The organism is Cupriavidus sp. OTU4054, from assembly GCF_038440175.1.
GTDB classification, from domain to species: Bacteria; Pseudomonadota; Gammaproteobacteria; order Burkholderiales; family Burkholderiaceae; genus Cupriavidus; species Cupriavidus pauculus_D.
This window is the reverse complement of sequence record NZ_JASATF010000014.1, coordinates 34,394-52,846: the sequence shown is the minus strand read 5'-3', so window position 1 is coordinate 52,846 and position 18,453 is coordinate 34,394. Positions and strand designations below refer to the sequence as shown.

Sequence of the window (18,453 nt, the reverse complement as noted above, 5' to 3'; positions counted from 1 at the left end):
TCGGGGCACGGAACGTCTGGCATCAGGCAAACTCCAACCCGAGCTATTTCCAGGAGTTCCGTTTTGAAATTCTCAGTTGCCGCGGTCGCGGCCGCCGGCCTGTTCGCCACGTTTGGCTCGCTTGTTTCATCGCCAGCATTCGCGGCCGGCACCCCCGCGGACGCCATGGCGCAGGCCCCGGGCCAGGGGGACGCGCTCACGTCCATGTTGTCCACGCTCGAGATCGGCAGCCCGCTGCCGGAGATGCCCGATTGCGCCGATCACCGCACGCCCAATGGCCGCGACGTGACCGCGCTGTGCGTGGAATTGCGCGGCGACGGCACGATGCGCCAGATCGGCGTGCCGCGCGACAAGCGCCCCGTGTTCATGGATGGTCCGCATCTGCTCGGCTTCGTCGATGGCAACGCGCTCGTCGGCGTGATCATCCCGACCGATGGCATCCGCTCGCAGGATGCCGCGATGCAGAGCCTGAGCGCGCGCTACGGCAAGCCGTTCCGTCAGGAGCAGGAAGACCTGCGCGACAAGGCCGGCAAGACCGTCAAGGCGACGCACGCGGGCTGGATGCGCAAACCGCTGACGGTCGAGTTCTATGCGATTCCGGACGATCCGTCCGAGGGAACGATCGAACTGCTGCTGCCGCGCGCGCGGGCCTTGATGGCCAATCGCGATGCGGAGGTGGCGAAGTCGCTGGCACCGGCGTCGGGCCCCGCGGCCAAGGGTGGGAAGGCGGCGGACAAGCCCGCCGAGAAGGCTGCCGACAAGTCCGCGGACAAGAAGGCGCCCGTGAAGCCCGTCGATCCGGGTAAATGGTGATGGCGTGGCGGTCGCGCTAGTCCGCCGCGCGCCGCCGATCGATCTTCCGGGCGAGCACGATCGACGTGGTCGTGTGATTGACCCCATCGAGCATGCCGATCTCGTCCAGCAGCTTGTCGAGCCGCGCATGCGTATCGCAGCGAATCACGGCCATGTAGTCGACGGGCCCGCTGACCGAGTTCAGTTCCTCCACTTCGGGTAGCCGCTGCAGCGCGCGGACCACGGTCGGCGCGGCCTTCGGCTGCACCGACAGCCCGCAGAACGCGAGAATCGCGCTGTCCTCCATCTGCCGTCCCAGCCGGACCCCATAGCCGGCGATCACTCCCGTCTTCTCCAGCCGCGCGATGCGGGCCACCACGGTCGTGCGCGCAATGCCGAGCGCGCGCGCCAGGTTCGCGGCGGACTCGCGCGCGTTGCCCTGCAGCAGCGACAGCAGATGACGATCGATGGGATCGAGTTCAGTCATAGCGTCAGAAAGGTTCGTCGATTCGGCGGATTATGCCGGGCATTCGTCAATCTTGTCTCTACATTTCGTCGGCGGCCCTCGCCATACTGGAGGTAACGACAACGCACACGGAGCCGCCATGCCTACCTCGATCTCTCGTCCCTTCCCCGTGGTTGTGCTCGGCGCCGGCAATATCGGCCGCACGATCGCGACGATGCTGCACGACACCGGCGACTATCGCGTGACCCTCGTCGATCGCGATGCCCGCCGGCTGGGCGGCGTCACTGACACTATCGCCGGCGCTATCCCCGACGCTATCCCCGACGGTATCGCCGTGCGCACCGCCGATCCGACCGACCCCGCCACCTGCGCGGCGCTGCTCGCCGGCGCCGGCGCGGTACTCAACGCGCTGCCGTTCCACGCCGCCATCGGCGTCGCCACCGTGGCCGCGCGGCTCGGCGTGCATTACTTCGATCTGACCGAGGACGTGGCGGCCACGCATGCGATCGGCGCGCTCGCCGAAGGCGCGCGCGCGGTGCTGATGCCGCAGTGCGGCCTGGCTCCCGGCTTTATCGGCGTGGTCGGCCACGACCTCGCGCGGCGGTTCCTCGATGGCGGAGAACTGCTCGACCTCCGCATGCGCGTGGGCGCGCTCCCGCGCTATCCCGACAACGCGCTCAAGTACAACCTCACCTGGAGCACAGAAGGGCTGATCAACGAGTATTGCAATCCTTGCGAGGCGATCGTCGATGGGCGCCGCGTGGAACTTCCCGCGCTCGAGGGGCTCGAGAGCTTTGCGGTAGACGGCATCGAATACGAGGCGTTTAATACCTCGGGAGGACTCGGCACGCTGCCCGAAACGCTGGCCGGCCGCGCGCGCCACGTCGATTACAAGTCCATCCGCTATCCCGGACACTGCGCCCAGATGAAACTGCTGCTCAACGACCTGCGTCTGCGCGAGCAGCGCGACTGGCTGCGAGAGATCTTCGAACGCGCGATTCCGGTGACGGAGCAGGACGTCGTGATCGTGTTCGCGAGCGCCACGGGCTATCGGGGGGGCGGTGGTGGCGGGGGATCGGCGAAGGGCCCGCTGACGCAAGCCTCGTTCTCGGCGCGGATCGGCGGCATGGATACGCCGCACGGCCACGTCAACGCCATCCAGCTGACCACGGCGGCGGGCATCTGCACGGCGCTCGATCTCGTGGTCGCGGGCGAACTGCCGCAATCGGGCTTCGTGCGGCAGGAGGCAATGCCGCTGGATCGCTTCCTCGCGAACCGATTCGGCCAGCATTACGCACACCATCCACTGCGGGAAACCATCGCATGAAAGCACAAGACTTTGCGGCCTGCTGGCAGGCCATGGGGCTGCCACCGGCATGGGAGGCGACTACGGACGACTCCGCAACGGGCCGGCGCGCGGGCATGCTGCCGCTGCGCTCGCCGATCGACGGCGAAGTGTTCGGCCATCTCCGCGAGTGCGACGTGGCGGAAGCCGACGGACGCATCGCGCGCGCGCACGAGGCGCTGAGCACCTGGGCGCTTGCGCCGGCGCCCGCGCGCGGCGAGCTCGTGCGCCGTTTCGGCGAGACGCTGCGGCAGTACAAGGCGCCGCTGGGCCGGCTGGTCTCGCTCGAGTCCGGCAAGATCCTGCAGGAGGGCCTGGGCGAGGTGCAGGAGATGATCGATATCTGCGACTTCGCCGTGGGGCTGTCGCGGCAGCTGCATGGTCTGACCATCGCTTCCGAACGGCCGCGCCATGCGATGCGCGAGACGTGGCATCCGTACGGGCTTTGCGGCGTGATTTCCGCGTTCAACTTTCCGGTGGCCGTGTGGGCGTGGAATGCCGCGCTGGCGCTCGTCTGCGGCAACGGCGTCGTGTGGAAACCGTCGGAGAAGACGCCGCTCTGCGCGCTGGCCGCGCAGGGCCTGCTCGATCGCGTGATCGCGGCCGAGGCTCCGCAGTACACGGGCATTGCCACGGTGCTGCCCGGGGGCCGCGCGGTGGGGCATCACCTCGTGCAGCATCCCGCGGTGCGGCTGATCAGCGCGACCGGTTCCACGCGCATGGGGCGTGAGGTCGGCACGGTCTGCGCGGGCCTGTTCAAGCGGACGATTCTCGAACTCGGCGGCAACAACGCGGCCATCGTCGCGCCGTCGGCCGACCTCGAGCTGGCGATTCGCGGCATGACGTTCGCGGCGGCGGGCACCGCGGGGCAGCGCTGCACCACGCTGCGTCGCGCGTTCGTGCATGTGGACCTCGTCGAGACCGTCGTCGATCGGCTGCGCCAGGTCTATGCGCGGCTGCCCGTGGGCGATCCGCTGCAGGACGGCACCCTGGTCGGACCGCTGATCGATGCCGCGGCCGGCGACGCCATGGCCAACGCGCTCGCAAGCTGCCGCGCGCAGGGCAACGTCGTGCATGGTGGCGAACGGCTGCTGGGCGATCGGCTGCCCCACGCCTGCTATGTCCGCCCCGCGCTCGTGCTCACGGACACGCAGCACGACACGATGCTGACCGAAACTTTCGCGCCGATTCTCTATGTGATGCCATACACGTCGCTCGATGAGGCCATCGCGCTGAACAATGCATCGGCGCATGGCTTGTCGTCATGCATCTTTACCGAGTCGATGCGAGAGGCGGAGTATTTCCTGTCGTCGGCCGGCAGCGACTGCGGCATCGCCAACGTCAATATCGGTACGAGCGGCGCCGAGATCGGCGGCGCGTTCGGCGGAGAGAAGGCGACGGGCGGCGGGCGCGAGTCCGGCTCCGATTCCTGGAAGGCCTACATGCGGCGCGCCACCAATACGATCAACTACGGCGATGCGCTGCCGCTTGCCCAGGGCATCCGCTTCGATATGTAGCGAACGGTAACAAGGGTTACAGCGCCTTGACCCTGTATTACCAAACGCGGCCGTATAACGTTCTTGAAGGCGAGGGCATCACAACAAGCCCGCCTGCCCCCAAGGACGAAAACATGAAAGCGATACTGACTGGATTGGCTGTGACTGGCGCCGCGCTGCTGATGACGGGATGCGCGGTCTATCCCACGCCCGGTGGCCCGGTCGTGCAACCCGCGGTGGCCGTGGCACCGGCACCGGTCTACTACGGCCCGCCGGCGGCGGTCGTGGTGGCACCGCGGCCGTATTACTACGGCGGCTATGGTCATGGCTACTACGGGCGCCGTTACTACCGCGGCTGGTAAGCGCGGCTGTCGCGCAGCGCTCAGGCGTCGCCGGACGTCGCCGGGTTGAGGCCGCCCCAGCCCGGCGCGAGCGTCTCGCCGACGTGATGCAGATCGACGAGGTCGAGCACGCGGCCCACCGTGTGGTCGACCATCTCGTCGAGCGTGCGCGGCTTCTGGTAGAAGCCCGGCACCGGCGGGAAGACGATGCCTCCCATTTCCGTGACCGCGGTCATATTGCGCAGGTGCGCGAGATTGAGCGGGGTTTCCCGAACCATCAGCACGAGCTTGCGCCGCTCCTTGAGCGTGACATCGGCAGCGCGCGTGATCAGGTTGTCGGACAGGCCATGCGCCACGGCAGCGAGCGTGCGCATCGAGCAGGGGGCCACGACCATGGCATGCGCGCGGAACGAACCGCTCGCGATGGTCGCGCCAATGTCGCGCACGTTGTGAACGACGTCGGCCAGCGCTTCCACTTCCGCGCGGCCGATCTCGAGTTCGTGCTGCAGGTTCATGACGCCCGCGGGCGAGATCAGCAGATGCGTTTCCACATCCGCCACATCCTTCAGAACCTGTAGCAGCCGGACGCCGTAGATGGCGCCGGTGGCGCCCGTGATGGCGACGATCAGTCGTTGCGGCACGGGCATGCGCGCATCAACCCTTGAGCAGGGTCTGCATTTCGCCGTTCTGGTACATCTCCATCATGATGTCCGAGCCGCCGATGAACTCGCCGTTCACGTAGAGCTGCGGGATGGTGGGCCAGTTCGAGTAGGTCTTGATGCCCTGGCGGATGCCATCGTCCTCGAGCACGTTGACCGTGGTCGGGGCATCGACGCCGCAGGCCTTCAGGATCTGGATGGCGCGGCCGGAGAAACCGCACATCGGAAATTGCGCGGTGCCCTTCATGAACAGCACGACGGGGCTGCCCTTTACGATCTGGTCGATCTGTTGCTGTACGTCACTCATGATTTTGCCCGGAGGAATTGTCAAACTGCGATGAAGCGGATTTTACCGGAATCGCGGCTTTACTTCAGGCGGCGAGCCTGCCGCCCGTGCAGCGCTCGTGGCCACCGAGGTCGCGTGCGCTGAACACCTCGGCAAATCCGGCCCGTTCGAGCAGCGCGCGCGTGGCCGCGGCCTGGTCGTAACCATGCTCCATCAGCAGCCAGCCGCCTGGCGCCAGCCGCGCGGCCGCGCCCGCGACGATGGCCGCGAGGTCGGACAGGCCGTCGCCATGGTCGGTCAGCGCGTCGATGGGTTCGAAGCGCAGGTCGCCCTCGGCAAGGTGCGGGTCGCCCGCCGCGATATAGGGCGGATTGCTGACGATCAGGTCGAATCGCAGTGCCGGGTCGGTGCCGTCCGGCAGCGCGGCGTACCAGTCCGAAATCCGGAAATGCATGTTCGTGGCGCCCAGCGCCTGCGCGTTCCGCTGCGCCACCGCGAGCGCGCCTTCGGAAATATCGGTCGCCCAGACCTCGGCATCGGGCCGTTCGCAGGCGATGGTCACGGCCAGCGCGCCCGAACCAGTGCCCAGGTCGAGCACACGCGGCGATTCCAGCGGCTCCAGCCGCGCAAGCACGGCTTCCACGGCAATTTCGGTATCGGGGCGGGGAATGAGGACATCGGGGGTGACGTGGAACGTCCGCCCGTAGAATTCGCGCTCGCCGAGCAGATAGGCCATCGGCTCGCCGGCGAGCCGCCGCGCCAGCAGCGTGGTCAGTGCCTCGTGCTGGGCGGCGGTCAGGTGGTCACTGTCGCGCGTGATCAACTGCGTGCGCGACAGCCCCGTCACGTGCGTCAACAGCATGCGCGCCTCGAGCGTCGGCAGGCCGGCCATGGCGGCCAGCGTCTGCGCGTCTCGCAAGGTCGGCGGGCATGCGGTCATTACTTGTTGACGGCGTCCTTCGCCTTGTCGGCGGTGGTGTTCACCGCGTCGCGCGCGGCATCCTTGGCGTTGGCCATCGCGGAACCCGCGTCGACCTTGGCCTTCTCGGCCGCGGCGGAAACGTCCGATGCGACGCCGCTGGCAGCGGCCTTCGCGGCGTCGGCGGCGTTGGCGGCGGCAGCCGCCGCATCGCTGGCCGCGGCCTTTGCGGACTCGGCAGCGTTCTGCATGGCCGTGTCCGCGCTCGTGTTGGCGGCTTCGTCCTTCTTTCCGCAGGCGGCGAGGGCGGTCGTGATCATCAGCAGCGCGAGCAGTTTCTTCATGATTTCATCCTTGTGTCTGATTTTCGGAGTCGACATCTGCCGGGCCATGCGTACGCCTCACCATGTCTCCGATCGTCCGGTATCTGACCATTCAGAATATGTGACGAGGAGGCGGCCCGGTCGAAAACGATTATAGACACCGCGTTTTACGCAACCAGTGCTGTTTCAAGCATTTACAAGAGATACAAAGATTACGCGTCGTCGCCCAGGGCGGCCAATTGGTCGGCCTGATGCTCGGCCGAGAGGGCCGCGATCAGTTCCTCCATGTCGCCGTCCATGATCATGTCGATCTTGTAGAGCGTGAGGTTGATCCGATGGTCCGTCACGCGGCCCTGCGGAAAGTTGTACGTGCGGATGCGGTCGCTGCGATCGCCGGAGCCGATCAGGTTGCGGCGCGTGTTCGCTTCCTTGGCCTGCGCGGCGCGCAGTTGCATGTCCTTGATCCGCGCGGCCAGGACCTTCATCGCCTTTTCCTTGTTGCGATGCTGGCTACGGTCGTCCTGGCACTCGACGACGATGCCGGTCGGCAGGTGGGTCAGGCGCACCGCGGAATCGGTCTTGTTGATGTGCTGGCCGCCCGCGCCCGAGGCGCGGAACGTGTCCACGCGCAGGTCGGACGGATTGATCTCGACCTCGCCCACCTCGTCGGCTTCCGGCATCACGGCGACCGTGCACGCCGACGTATGGATGCGGCCCTGCGCTTCCGTCGCCGGCACGCGCTGGACGCGATGGCCGCCGGACTCGAACTTGAGCCGCGAGAACGCGGCCGCGCCCGCGATGCGGACGATGACTTCCTTGTAGCCGCCGAGATCCGAGGGCGACTCGCTCATCACTTCGACCTGCCAGCGCTGGCGTTCGGCAAAGCGCGTGTACATGCGCAGGAGGTCGGCCGCGAACAGCGCGCTTTCCTCGCCGCCGGTACCCGCGCGGATTTCCAGCAGCAGGTTGCGGTCGTCGTTGGGATCCTTCGGCAGCAGCAGCGTCTGCAGGCTCTTCTCGAGCGCCTCCAGCCGGTCTCGCGCGGCGCCGATCTCGTCGGCCGCGAAGTCCTTCATCTCGGGGTCGGACAGCAGCGCCTGCGCCGTCGCCAGATCGTCCTGCGCCTGCCGGTACTGCCCGTATTGCTCGGCCACCGGCGACAGCTCCGCATGCTCGCGCGAGAGCTTGCGGTACTGGTCGATATTGGCGGTGGCATCCTCGCGCGCGAGCAGTGCGTTGACTTCGTCGAGCCGCTCGGCCAGTTGGTCGAGCTTGTTGAGCATGCTGGGTTTCATGGGCGGGGCCTATCGGAATCGCGGTAGCGTCGCGGCGTGGCGAGGCGAAGCGGATATGTTCTGGGGGCGTTGCCGTCAAAGTCTGGCGGGCGCGACTGGCTTGGGCTCGCTGGGGCGAGGGCGGCCGGCATGCGGCGCCGATGGGAGCAGCGGGGCTACCGCTCGGAGTGGCTGCTGTGGCGGAACAGACCGGGTACGAGGCGCAGCAGCGCTTCGCGGTCATCGCCCTGGGTGTGGTTGAGCGCGTGCGTCGGGCCGTGCAGGAACTTGCGCGTGAGCGCACCGGAAAGCGCCTCGAGCACGGCCTCGGGATCGTCGCCGCGCGCGAGCATCTTGCGCGCGCGTTCGAGTTCGGCCTGGCGCATCGATTCGCCCTGGGCCTGGATCTCGCGAATCACCGGCACGACGCTGCGTGTCTCCAGCCAGTGCATGAAGTTCTGCACGCGCGTCTCGATGATCGCCTCGGCCTGCGCCACGGCGGCCTGCCGCATGGCATTGCCTTCGCGAACGATCGCGCCGAGGTCGTCGACGGTGTACAGGAACACGTCGTTCAGGCGCGCGACTTCGGGTTCCACGTCGCGCGGCACGGCCAGATCGACCATCATGATCGGGCGATGCTTGCGTCGCTTGACCGCGCGTTCCACGGCGCCAAGGCCGATGATCGGCAGCGAGCTCGCCGTGCAGGACACGACGATATCGAATTCATGGAGGCGGTCGCCGAGTTCCGAGAGGCGAATCGCCTGCGTCGTCAGGCCCTGCTCGGCCAGTTGTTCGGCCAGCTTCTCGCCGCGTTCGACGGTACGGTTGGCCACAACGATCTGGCGCGGCATCTGCGCGGCAAAGTGCGTCGCGCACAATTCGATCATCTCGCCCGCGCCGATGAACAGCACGCGCTGCGTGGACACCGATTCGAAAATCCGCTGGGCAAGACGGACCGCCGCGGCGGCCATCGATACCGAATGCGCGCCGATCTCGGTCTGGCCTCGGACTTCCTTGGCCACCGCGAACGTGCGCTGGAATAGCTGATTCAGGTACGTGCCGAGCGCGCCGGCTTCCCCCGCCGTCCGCACCGCATCCTTGAGCTGGCCAAGGATCTGCGTCTCGCCGAGCACCATCGAATCCAGGCCGCTGGCCACGCGGAACGCATGGCGCACGGCTTCCGACTGCGGCAGCGCGTACAGATGCGGCGCCAGGTCGCCCGCGGGCACGTTGTGATGCTGGGCCAGCCAGCGCAGCGTGTGCTCGAAACCTTCCGCGCCGGGCTTCAGGACGTCCGTGGCGCAGTAGATTTCCGTGCGGTTGCAGGTGGAAAGGATGGCGGCTTCGGTACCGCTGCGGCCCGCGAGATGCGTGCGCAGCGCCCCGAGGGCGGGTTTGATCTGCTCGAGCGGAAACGCCACCCGTTCTCTGAGCGAGACAGGTGCCGTCGTGTGATTGATGCCGATCGCGAGCAGTTGCATTTGTGGGGGAAAGTCGTGCTTGCCGGGACGTGGCCGGAGCGCTGGTCATTATACGCCCCGGCGCAAGTCTTGCAGGGCTCAGCTGCAATCCGCGATATATGCAGTATCGTATGGGCACGGCACATGTTGTGGCGTTTTAGACACAGTTGGACGCGGGAGGCGCGATGTTTGGCATGTTGGTGGTGGGCGCACTGGTGGGATTCGTGGCCCGGATGACACATCCGGCGGGCCGGGTGGTCAGCCTGATCGCCGCGCCCGTACTGGGCGCCGCCGGCGCGCTGCTGGCGTTCTATGGCGGCCGCGCGCTCCATCTCTTTACCGACGGGCAACTGATGGGGTGGGGGGCCGCGATCCTCGGCGCGGCGCTGGTGGTGGCGCTGTGGGGGCTCGTTCGCCCGCGCACGGTCACCAGGCGCGCGCGGTAATGCGCGTAAGGCGCGTTAAGGCGCGTTAAGGCGCGTTAATGCGCGCTAACGGGCCCTACGGCACGCTGATCGGTGGCGGACAGGCCTGCAGCGCCGCCTCCAGCGTCGCCTTGACCGCTTCCAGCCAGCCCGCCGCCTCCGGCGTGGCCGAAGTCAGCGACAGATGCAGGCTGCCATCGACGGTCGCGGCGCCGAGCATATGGTCGCCAATGTCCCCGGTCTGCACGAACGGGCCCCATAGCGCCGTCATCCGGTAGGGGCCGATACGCGCGCCAAACCGCAGCGGACCCAGATTCGACACGATCAGGTCGCGCGAATGTGCGTTTGAATGTGCGCCTGAATGTGCGATGCGGCGTGCCTGGAGGGCGCCCGCCGCGTCGAGTCCATCGGCGAGCTGGCCCCGCAGATCGCGTGTCTCCAGCCTGACCGAGGCGCGCGTGCCGGGCACGTCCGTCATGTGCAGGATATGGCGGGCCATGTCCCAGAACCCGTGCCGCGCTTGGGCATCGACGAGCGCGCGGCCCACCGTCACGTACACCGCGCAATCCTCGTCGGTCCCGAACTGGCGCCGCAGGTCGATCGGCGAGACCACCTTGACCGCCGCGTCCTGCCACGCGCGCATATACGCCCGGCCGGTCAGCAGCATCGCCGCGCACAGCGCGCCGTGCACCGTTGCATGGGCCGCGCGCGCGCGGATGCGCAGCACCCCGGTAAGCGTGCGCGACAGCCGCAGGCGATGGACGACCGGTGTGGCGGCGTGAGGCGGCGCAGGGACTTCGGGCGAGATGGCGCGCGCTGGGGGCCGCACGGGCGGGTGGGCCGGTGGGTGGGTCGGCGGGCGGCCCACGGCGACGCCGAGCAACTGGTTGAGCGAAGGCGGAACGGGCAGCGGCGCGAGCGTCTGGCCAGCGAGCGCGCGCAGCACGTCGCGGATGCAGCCGGCCAGGCCGATGCCGTCGAAGATCGCGTGGCTGCCGGCGACGATCAGCAGCGAACGCGTGCCGTCGCTCGCGACGATCGCGCGCATCAGCGGCGCCCGGTCATGGTCGACCGGTTCGATCAGTTCCCGCGCGATTTCGCGATCGAGCCACTCGGCGTCGATGCCGTCTTCGTGCCATGGCACGTCATCGGTGACATGGACGGGAATGGGCCGATCCTCGACCGAATCGAAATATGGAAAGGCGTACGGAAAGCCGTCCGGCATGGCGGGAATGCGTACCCGAAGCAGCGGATGACGGTGCTGCAACGCGTCGAACGCGGCGCGCCACGCCTGCGGCGACGCGATGCCGTCGATCTCCGCGGCATAGACGATGTGGTTGTTCGTACTGCGGCCCAGCAGCCAGTAGCAGTGCTCGTGGGTTCCAAGCGGACGGGGCATGGCCTGCAATATCCATCGTGGTAGACGGCGCCCAGCGTGCCATTGCCCGGCGTCGCCGCTGTTCACGAAGCCATGGTCTTGTCCGAATCACCGACGCGGATGCCGGCGGAGCCGTGCCCGTCGTCGCGGGCAGGCAACGAATTCTCTCCGGCGCTTGAGAAAGGCGTGCGGATCTCGCGCGAGCGTTTAATTCCGCGCCGGCTGCCGCGCGCGCAGAAAGCGCTCGAGCGCACCGGCCGAATAGTGGCTCGCCACGTCCTTGAGGAATGCCGGGAAGTCGATATGCGCGCTGTCGTCGGCGCGGTCCGAGACCGTGCGCATGACCGCGTAGGGCACGCCGAACTCGTGGCACACCTGTGCCAGCGCGGCGCCTTCCATCTCCACGGCCTGCAGCGCGGGCAGGCGCGAGCGCAACTCGCCCACGGCCGCCGGCGCGTTGATGAACTGGTCGCCGCTCGCGATCATGCCCACGTGCAGGCGCGGCTCGCTGACGCCGAAGCGCGCGCGCACTTCCTGCGGCACGGCGGTGGGCAGGTCTTCGCGCAGAAAGTCTTCCACGGCACGGCACAGCTGCGCGGTCAGCGCGGCGTCGGCCGGGAACTCGGCGCGGTCCAGCAGCGGGACTTCGTGGCGCGCGAAGAACGGGCGCGCGTCGAGGTCGTGCTGGATCGTGCGGTCGGCCACGACGACATCGCCCACGCGCGTATCCGTACCGACACCGCCGGCGAGGCCCGTAAAGACGATCTCGTCCACCTTGAACTCGCGGATCAGTGTGACCGTCGTCGCGGCGGCCGCCACCTTGCCCATGCGCGCGAGCACGAGCACGACCGGATGGCCGTGCAGATGGCCGACGTGATAGTCGCGCATGCCGATCGTATGCACGGTGGCGCGGGCGTCCTCGTGCCGCATGGCGGCGATCAGGGCATCGACTTCGTCGTGGATGGCGGCGAGAATTCCAAGAGTCATGGCGGCGTGAAGGCGGGGGATCTGGCGCGAAGCATAACCGTACCGATGCTTCGCGGATACCGATTTTGACCTATCCGCACGGCCTGCTACATTGCGGCCATGCCGACACATGTCAGGACAACGGAGATTGCCGGTTGGAAACCTTCTCGCATCGTCGCAACCTACAGCAGGCACTGGCAGACTGGCGCGCGCAAGGCCGGCTCGCCCCGCAGGACCTGGAGACGGTCTGGCGCACGTCCCTGCCCACACGCGCCGACTGGCATGACTGGCTCGACCGCGCGCTGCTGATTCTGGGCGCCGCGCTGATTTGCGCGGGGGTCGTCGTGTTCTTCGCGTTCAACTGGGCCGCGCTCCACAAGTTCGCGCGGTTCGGCCTGCTCACGGCCGCGCTCACCGCGCTGGCGGGGTTTGCGATGTTTCGGCCCGCCGGCGATCTGCCAGGCCGCGCCGCGCTCGGCGCCGCGCAGATCCTGTCCGGTGTGCTGATGGCCGTCATCGGCCAGACCTACCAGACCGGCGCCGATGCGTGGCAACTGTTCGCATGGTGGGCGGCGCTCGCGGTGCCGTGGGCGCTGGCCGCGCGCGCCGCGCCGCACTGGTGGATCGTGCTCGTCGTCGGCAACGTGGCGCTGCTGCGGTATTGCAGCGTCAACCTCGGCGTGGGCGGCATGCTCGAGCTGCTGTTCTCGGCCGATCGCGCGGGCGGCACCATGCGCATCCTGCTGGCCGCCGCGGTGGCGCAACTCGCGCTCTGGTATCTGCTGGCCGCGCGCGCGGCGGGCTTTGGGTTTCGGGGCATGACGGGGCCGCGGCTGCTGGGGCTGCTGATTTGCGGCTATGCCGGATGGATCGGCCTGCTCGCGCTGATCGGCACGCGCCTCGATGAACTTGAACCGTTGATGAACCTGCTGCTCGCGGGCGCCGCGCTGGCGGCATTGATCGGCTGGTTCCGCTGGAGCGACTTCGATATCGTCGTCCTCAGCTTCGCGTGCCTGACGGCGATCGGCGTGATCGTGACGGCAGTGGGGCGCTGGCTGATGGCGGTGACGAACGATATCGGCGGCTTCCTGCTGCTGACGCTGATCGTGGTGGGACTGGCTGCCTTCGCGGGCAGCTGGCTGATGCGCGCATGGCGCAGCCATGTCGCGGGCGCCGACGCCGTGGTGGAGGGGGCCGCATGAGCGCCGACCGCATCGAGCGCGCGCTCTGGTCCGATCTCGCCGCGCGCGGGGCCGTGCAAGGCGAATACACGCCAACGATCCGCACGCCGTGGCCCATCCGTCTGCTGATGGGCGCCGCGGGCTGGCTCGGCGCGATCTTCTGCCAGCTGTTCGTCTTCGGCTTTGTCTTCGCCTTCACGCGCAACAACGGCGCGGCGATGTTCGTGCTCGGGCTGGTCATGGTGGCGCTCGCCACCGTCTTCTATCGCTCGTCTCGCGCCCAGACCGGCATCGCCGCCGGGCAGTTCGCGCTCGCGCTGAGCCTGAGCGGGCAGGGAATGATGCTTGCGGGGCTGGGCCTCGTCATGGGCAGCGGCATCGCGATCCGCGACAGCGCGTTCTGGCTGATCGTCGCCGCGATCGAGGCGGCGTTGTTTGCCGTCGTGCCGAACCGGCTCCATCGCTTCCTCGCCGCGCTGGCCACATGGTCCGCGCTGACCGTGGGGCTGTCGCTGCTCGGCGGCCACCTGATCGGCCAGCGGCTGATGATGCTGCCGGTGACCGTGGGCGTACCCGGTGCAGCGGCCATGGCCATCGTCATGTTGTTTGTCTGCAAGGAATCGAAGCTCGCCACGTCGGGCCGGCATGGCATGTGGATGCCCGCCGTCGATGCGACGCTGATCTTCGGGCTCGGCGCCGCGCTGTTCGTGACCGGCGCGGCCAACCCCGCCGCGCTGCTGTTCGGCACTGGCAACCCATGGCCAGTGCCGGGCGCCTGGGCATGCGGCGCGCTGCTCGGCCTGATCCTGATCGCCTTTGCGGCCACCGAATGCCAGCGGCTGGCCGTGCCCGCGCGCACGCACGCCGGCGTGCTCGGCGTGGCGCTCGTGTTCAGCGGGCTTATGCTGTTTGCGCCGGCCGTCACGGCGGGCCTGCTCGGCCTCGCGCTGGCCCTGCGCCGCGGGTCGCTGCCGTGGCTCGGTTTGGCGATCGCCACGATCCTGCTCGGCTTTGTCTGGTACTACAGCACGCTGCAATGGACGCTGCTGGCCAAGTCGATCACGCTGGCCGCGGCCGGCGTACTGCTGCTGGCCGCGCGTGTCGCGCTGGCGCGCGCGAGGAGCGCATCATGAAACGCTGGATCGTCGTGGCGTGGCTACTGACCCTTGCCGTGGCCACCGTCGGCATCGCCGCCAACGAACGCGTCCTCCGCGACGGCGAGGTCCTCTACCTGCGGCTGGCCCCGGTAGACCCGCGCTCGCTGATGCAGGGCGACTATATGGCCCTCAACTTCACGGCCGGCATCGAGATCGCCGCCGCGCAGGGCGCCCAGCACAAGACCGACCGCCGCGACGTGACGGTAGTCATCCGCCGCGACGCGAACCATATCGGCCAGTTCGTGCGCCTGCACGACGGCACCCCGCTGGCCGACGGCGAACAACTGCTGCGCGTGCAGAACGTCCCCACCCGCTGGGGCGGCAACGGCGTGCAGGTCTCAACGAACGCGTGGTTCTTCGAAGAAGGGCAGGCCAAACGCTACGAACGCGCCCAGTACGGCGAATTCCGCGTGGACAGGAACGGGCATGCGCTGCTGGTGGGGATGCGAGGGGAGGGGCTCTCGGCGCTTTAGCGCCGAGGCCAAAAAAAAGCCCGGCAGCTGCCGGGCTTTTTCATGACGCTACGACGTCAGACGTTGAACAGGAAGTTCATCACGTCGCCGTCGTGCACCACGTATTCCTTGCCTTCTGCGCGCATCTTGCCGTTTTCCTTCGCGCCTTGTTCGCCCTTGAACGCGATGTAATCGTCGTAGGCAATCGTCTGCGCGCGGATAAAGCCGCGTTCGAAGTCGGTGTGGATCACGCCGGCCGCCTTCGGTGCCGTGTCGCCCACGTGGATGGTCCAGGCGCGGACTTCCTTCACACCGGCGGTGAAATAGGTCTGCAGGCCCAGCAGCTTGAAGCCGGCGCGGATCACGCGGTCGAGGCCCGGCTCTTCCATGCCGAGGTCGGCCAGGAATTCGGCCTTGTCGGCATCGTCGAGGTCGGCGATCTCGGCTTCGATGGCGGCGCACACGGCCACTACCGGGGAGCCCGTGGTCTTCGCGTACTCGCGCACGGCGTCGAGGTGGGGGTTGTTCTCGAAGCCGTCTTCGCGCACGTTGGCCACGTACATCGTCGGCTTGGCGGTGATCAGGCAGAACGGACGCAGCGCTTCCCACTCTTCCGGGGCGAGGTCCAGCGTGCGGACGGCCTTGGCCTGGTCGAGCACGGCCTGGGCCTTCTCGAGCACGGCCACCAGGCGGATCGCTTCCTTGTCGCCGGCGCGGGCCGGCTTGACGTAGCGCGCGAGCGCCTTCTCGACCGTGGCCAGGTCGGCCAGCGCGAGTTCGGTGTTGATGACCTCGATATCGGACAGCGGATCGACGCGGCCCGCTACGTGAATCACGTTCTCGTCCTCGAAGCAGCGCACGACGTGCGTGATGGCGTCGGTTTCGCGGATATTGGCGAGGAACTGGTTACCCAGGCCTTCCCCCTTGGACGCGCCCGCCACGAGGCCGGCGATATCGACGAATTCGACCGTCGCCGGGAGCACGCGCTCCGGCTTGACGATCTCGGCCAGCTTCGCGAGCCTCGGATCCGGCACTTCCACGACGCCCACATTGGGCTCGATGGTGCAGAACGGATAGTTTTCGGCGGCGATGCCGGCTTTCGTCAGGGCATTGAACAGCGTGGACTTGCCGACGTTGGGCAGGCCGACGATGCCGCATTTGAGGCTCATGGTTTCGTCTTCTGAATCAAAGGGTTGCGCGATGCATCCCCTTGCAGGCTGGCTTGCAGCGAACGCAGGCCAAAGCGAAACGGGGATCAACATCGAGACAAGACAAACACATCACTTCGGGGCGTTTGCTCACCGATTTTGTGCGAGTTTTGTCACGGAAAATGGCGATTGTAACTCTATCGGACCCCTTGATTCGCAAGGTCATGGGGAAGACAGGCACTGTATTGCGCGACAGGGTTTTGTGCGGGCTTTGCATCCGCATTGGAAGCCGTACCCAGACGTTTTGCGTCGCCACGAGCGTGCGCGGCCAACAGGTACGGGTGACATTGGGCCGCTGGCCGCTTATTTGCGTCGATCAGGCGAGAGAGATGGCGCTGCCGATCCTGCGCCGCTGTCGCGCAGGGGAGTATTCCGCCGCGCGGGTCCGACTGCGACTTCCGACGCTACGGGAAGCGTTGGTGGAGTATGGGGCGGCAAAAAAGGTGAAGGCGTCTAGCCTCTCCCGCTACGAATCAGTCCTGAAGACCCATTTTTTGGATTGGTTAGATCGGCCAGTGTCCGCAATGAAGGAGTCGGGCTTCGGAGACCACTGCCACCGGTTCGCCCAATCCAAAGGCGCGGCGCTGGTGGACTTGGGTCGAGGCATCATCGGGTCGATACTTCGGTTTCTCAACGCTGTTCATGAGGTGGTCATACCTAACCCCTTCGTTCGACTTGGGGCTGCGGGATTGCTGCCCGACAGACCGCAACCAAGGGCAAGAAGGTTGGACGAAGCCGGGCTGCCTGAGTGGTTGGCAGCTCTCGATGCACTGGCTACATTGCAGGCGGACTACCTGCGTCTGATGCTGTTGACAGGGTTGCGCAAGAACGAAGGCACCGGCATACGGCGGCAGGATGTTGATTTGGACAAGCTGATCCTATCGATACCGGACACGAAGGGCGGGAGACCCCATAGCTTGCCGATAACGGAATCCATCCGTCCGGTTCTAGTGCGGCGTTGCACCGGGTTGTCAAAGGATCAACGCCTGTTTGAAGGTGTCTCAGCGGATCATGTGACAGAGATGGCGCAGAGGGCCGGGGCACCAGATTTCACGCTTCACGATCTGCGAAAGCTGATCGCCAGCGTCGGGGCGAGGATGAGCATTGGTGATGCAGTTCTGAGAAGAATTCTCGGGCATGCACCGAAACGGGGGGACGTTCTCCACAGACACTACGTTGAACTGACCGCAGCGGACGTGGCGAACCCGTTGACGCGGATTCAGGTACACATAATGGAAACGGCTGGTCGGCGGGGCACCATCGTCGGTGGTGACGACTCATTGATATTGATCCACTGATGGTCACTGGTTGCAGCCCGGTTGCCGGAAGTACATTACAAGGAAGAATGTGACAGACACCAATGGTTTCGCATCGTTGCTACCTACCCATGCCACCAATGGTCGCACTGGTGGGTTGGTCGGACTACTGGTTGGTGACGCCGTTGGTGTCCCATATGAATTTCACTTACCTGACCAGATACCACCACGGGACCAGATCGGCATGCAGCCACCAATGACGTTCAGGCGGGCACATGCTGGTGTACCTATAGGTACTTGGTCAGACGATGGTGCGCAGGCACTGTGCCTGCTGGCTAGTCTCGATCACTGTGGTCAACTGGATGTGAATGACTTCGCTGACCGACTGGTCCGGTGGTTCGATGACGGATACATGGCTGTGGATGGGGATGTTTTCGACTGTGGGATGCAGACCGCCAGTGCTATCGACAAGCTGCGGGGCGGGGTGTCACCACTGACCTCTGGTGGTTGGTCTGTCATGGACAACGGGAATGGCAGTCTGATGCGGGTCCTACCATTGGCACTGTGGCACACAGGTAGTGACGAAGCACTGGTCCGAGACGCACACCTACAATCGTTACCCACGCATGGTCATGCACGTTCATTGGTGGCCTGTGCGTTCTACTGTCTGACAGCAAAGGGATACCTATGCGGGGTTGCCGATCCGTGGTTATGGGCAGACCGTAGCCTTGCCAACATCTATGCCAACTGGCCCGACCATGAGGAACGGCAGACCTTGCTGGACGAACTGGATGTGTTGCATAGCTTCCCTACCAGCAAACGCCTGTCTGGGTCCGGCTATGTACTGGACTGCCTGTGGTCGGCGTGTCAGGCGCTGACTGCGGATTCGTTTGAAGACGTGATACGCACCGCCATCATGTTTGGCAATGACACTGACACCACTGCTGCGGTGGCCGGTGGGCTGGCCGGTATCAAGTTCGGTCTTGCAGGTATCCCGGAACGGTGGCTAGATGAGTTACGGGGATATGATTTGGTTAGAGGCCTCATTCCAAGCTAACAAGGACGACAA

At 66.5% G+C, this 18,453-nt stretch carries 20 protein-coding genes; 10 read left to right on the top strand and 10 right to left on the bottom strand.

The window, feature by feature from the left end:
* Nucleotides 1-63 precede the first annotated feature (63 nt).
* A complete protein-coding gene (locus tag AAHB16_RS17500; protein WP_150373590.1) occupies nt 64-813 on the top strand; it encodes a hypothetical protein in 750 nt (249 codons plus the stop codon).
* A gap of 16 nt (nt 814-829) precedes the next feature.
* Here AAHB16_RS17500 and AAHB16_RS17495 read toward each other — a convergent pair whose 3' ends face one another.
* Nucleotides 830-1,279, bottom strand: coding sequence for an Lrp/AsnC family transcriptional regulator (locus AAHB16_RS17495; RefSeq protein WP_150373591.1), 450 nt, complete (start codon nt 1,277-1,279; stop codon nt 830-832).
* Nucleotides 1,280-1,397: 118 nt separating this feature from the next.
* Between AAHB16_RS17495 and AAHB16_RS17490 the strand changes: the two genes are divergently transcribed.
* The 3 genes from AAHB16_RS17490 (at nt 1,398) to AAHB16_RS17480 (ending at nt 4,461) form a co-directional block, all read left to right on the top strand.
* The gene (locus AAHB16_RS17490; protein WP_342051575.1) at nt 1,398-2,585 is read left to right on the top strand and encodes a saccharopine dehydrogenase C-terminal domain-containing protein; all 1,188 of its coding nucleotides are present in this window, start codon (nt 1,398-1,400) and stop codon (nt 2,583-2,585) included.
* Nucleotides 2,582-4,120 (top strand): L-piperidine-6-carboxylate dehydrogenase, encoded by a 1,539-nt coding sequence (gene amaB / locus AAHB16_RS17485; protein WP_150373593.1) that lies wholly within the window; start codon nt 2,582-2,584, stop codon nt 4,118-4,120. Before AAHB16_RS17490 ends, amaB begins: the two co-directional genes overlap by 4 nt.
* Nucleotides 4,121-4,233: 113 nt before the next feature.
* Nucleotides 4,234-4,461, top strand: a complete 228-nt coding sequence (locus tag AAHB16_RS17480) for a hypothetical protein (RefSeq protein WP_150373594.1) — start codon at nt 4,234-4,236, stop codon at nt 4,459-4,461.
* A gap of 20 nt (nt 4,462-4,481) precedes the next feature.
* On the opposite strand, the gene AAHB16_RS17475 is transcribed toward AAHB16_RS17480, so the two are convergent.
* The 6 genes from AAHB16_RS17475 to hemA all read right to left on the bottom strand — a co-directional run bounded on the left by AAHB16_RS17475 (nt 4,482) and on the right by hemA (nt 9,382).
* Nucleotides 4,482-5,087 (bottom strand): UbiX family flavin prenyltransferase, encoded by a 606-nt coding sequence (locus AAHB16_RS17475; protein ID WP_150373595.1) that lies wholly within the window; start codon nt 5,085-5,087, stop codon nt 4,482-4,484.
* 7 nt (nt 5,088-5,094) lie between these two features.
* Nucleotides 5,095-5,406, bottom strand: coding sequence for a Grx4 family monothiol glutaredoxin (gene grxD, locus AAHB16_RS17470; RefSeq protein WP_150373596.1), 312 nt, complete (start codon nt 5,404-5,406; stop codon nt 5,095-5,097).
* A 64-nt stretch (nt 5,407-5,470) separates the two neighbouring features.
* Nucleotides 5,471-6,325 (bottom strand): peptide chain release factor N(5)-glutamine methyltransferase, encoded by an 855-nt coding sequence (prmC, locus tag AAHB16_RS17465; RefSeq protein WP_342051574.1) that lies wholly within the window; start codon nt 6,323-6,325, stop codon nt 5,471-5,473.
* The gene (locus AAHB16_RS17460; protein WP_150373598.1) at nt 6,325-6,648 is read right to left on the bottom strand and encodes a hypothetical protein; all 324 of its coding nucleotides are present in this window, start codon (nt 6,646-6,648) and stop codon (nt 6,325-6,327) included. The genes prmC and AAHB16_RS17460 overlap by 1 nt, the downstream gene beginning before the upstream one ends.
* 191 nt (nt 6,649-6,839) lie before the next feature.
* On the bottom strand, nt 6,840-7,922 hold the full coding sequence (gene prfA / locus AAHB16_RS17455; protein WP_150373599.1) for a peptide chain release factor 1: 1,083 nt from the start codon (nt 7,920-7,922) through the stop codon (nt 6,840-6,842).
* 155 nt (nt 7,923-8,077) lie between these two features.
* The gene (gene hemA / locus AAHB16_RS17450; RefSeq protein ID WP_150373600.1) at nt 8,078-9,382 is read right to left on the bottom strand and encodes a glutamyl-tRNA reductase; all 1,305 of its coding nucleotides are present in this window, start codon (nt 9,380-9,382) and stop codon (nt 8,078-8,080) included.
* Nucleotides 9,383-9,546: 164 nt separating this feature from the next.
* Between hemA and AAHB16_RS17445 the strand changes: the two genes are divergently transcribed.
* Nucleotides 9,547-9,807 carry a GlsB/YeaQ/YmgE family stress response membrane protein gene (locus AAHB16_RS17445; protein ID WP_342051573.1) on the top strand — a complete coding sequence of 87 codons (261 nt, stop codon included), beginning with the start codon at nt 9,547-9,549 and terminating at the stop codon, nt 9,805-9,807.
* Between the two features lie 55 nt (nt 9,808-9,862).
* Here AAHB16_RS17445 and AAHB16_RS17440 read toward each other — a convergent pair whose 3' ends face one another.
* Together AAHB16_RS17440 and AAHB16_RS17435 are read right to left on the bottom strand one after the other, a co-directional pair.
* Nucleotides 9,863-11,185: a phthiocerol/phthiodiolone dimycocerosyl transferase family protein gene (locus tag AAHB16_RS17440; protein WP_342051572.1), complete on the bottom strand. Its 1,323-nt coding sequence runs from the start codon at nt 11,183-11,185 to the stop codon at nt 9,863-9,865.
* A gap of 186 nt (nt 11,186-11,371) precedes the next feature.
* Nucleotides 11,372-12,151: a 5'-methylthioadenosine/adenosylhomocysteine nucleosidase gene (locus AAHB16_RS17435; RefSeq protein ID WP_150373603.1), complete on the bottom strand. Its 780-nt coding sequence runs from the start codon at nt 12,149-12,151 to the stop codon at nt 11,372-11,374.
* 134 nt (nt 12,152-12,285) lie between these two features.
* On the opposite strand from AAHB16_RS17435, the gene AAHB16_RS17430 reads away from it, so the two are divergent.
* From AAHB16_RS17430 to AAHB16_RS17420, 3 genes are read left to right on the top strand one after another with little or no spacing between them, the layout of a single operon-like run.
* Nucleotides 12,286-13,332 carry a DUF2157 domain-containing protein gene (locus AAHB16_RS17430; protein WP_342051571.1) on the top strand — a complete coding sequence of 349 codons (1,047 nt, stop codon included), beginning with the start codon at nt 12,286-12,288 and terminating at the stop codon, nt 13,330-13,332.
* Nucleotides 13,329-14,444 carry a DUF4401 domain-containing protein gene (locus AAHB16_RS17425; protein WP_342051570.1) on the top strand — a complete coding sequence of 372 codons (1,116 nt, stop codon included), beginning with the start codon at nt 13,329-13,331 and terminating at the stop codon, nt 14,442-14,444. The genes AAHB16_RS17430 and AAHB16_RS17425 overlap by 4 nt, the downstream gene beginning before the upstream one ends.
* Nucleotides 14,441-14,941: a GDYXXLXY domain-containing protein gene (locus tag AAHB16_RS17420; protein WP_150373606.1), complete on the top strand. Its 501-nt coding sequence runs from the start codon at nt 14,441-14,443 to the stop codon at nt 14,939-14,941. The genes AAHB16_RS17425 and AAHB16_RS17420 overlap by 4 nt, the downstream gene beginning before the upstream one ends.
* Nucleotides 14,942-14,997: 56 nt before the next feature.
* On the opposite strand, the gene ychF is transcribed toward AAHB16_RS17420, so the two are convergent.
* The gene (ychF, locus tag AAHB16_RS17415) at nt 14,998-16,089 is read right to left on the bottom strand and encodes a redox-regulated ATPase YchF (RefSeq protein WP_150373607.1); all 1,092 of its coding nucleotides are present in this window, start codon (nt 16,087-16,089) and stop codon (nt 14,998-15,000) included.
* 53 nt (nt 16,090-16,142) lie between these two features.
* On the opposite strand from ychF, the gene AAHB16_RS17410 reads away from it, so the two are divergent.
* Together AAHB16_RS17410 and AAHB16_RS17405 are read left to right on the top strand one after the other, a co-directional pair.
* Entirely contained in the window at nt 16,143-17,426 is a 1,284-nt protein-coding gene (locus AAHB16_RS17410) for a tyrosine-type recombinase/integrase (protein WP_342051569.1), read from the top strand.
* Between the two features lie 49 nt (nt 17,427-17,475).
* Nucleotides 17,476-18,441: an ADP-ribosylglycohydrolase family protein gene (locus AAHB16_RS17405; RefSeq protein WP_342051568.1), complete on the top strand. Its 966-nt coding sequence runs from the start codon at nt 17,476-17,478 to the stop codon at nt 18,439-18,441.
* Nucleotides 18,442-18,453: the final 12 nt, after the last annotated feature.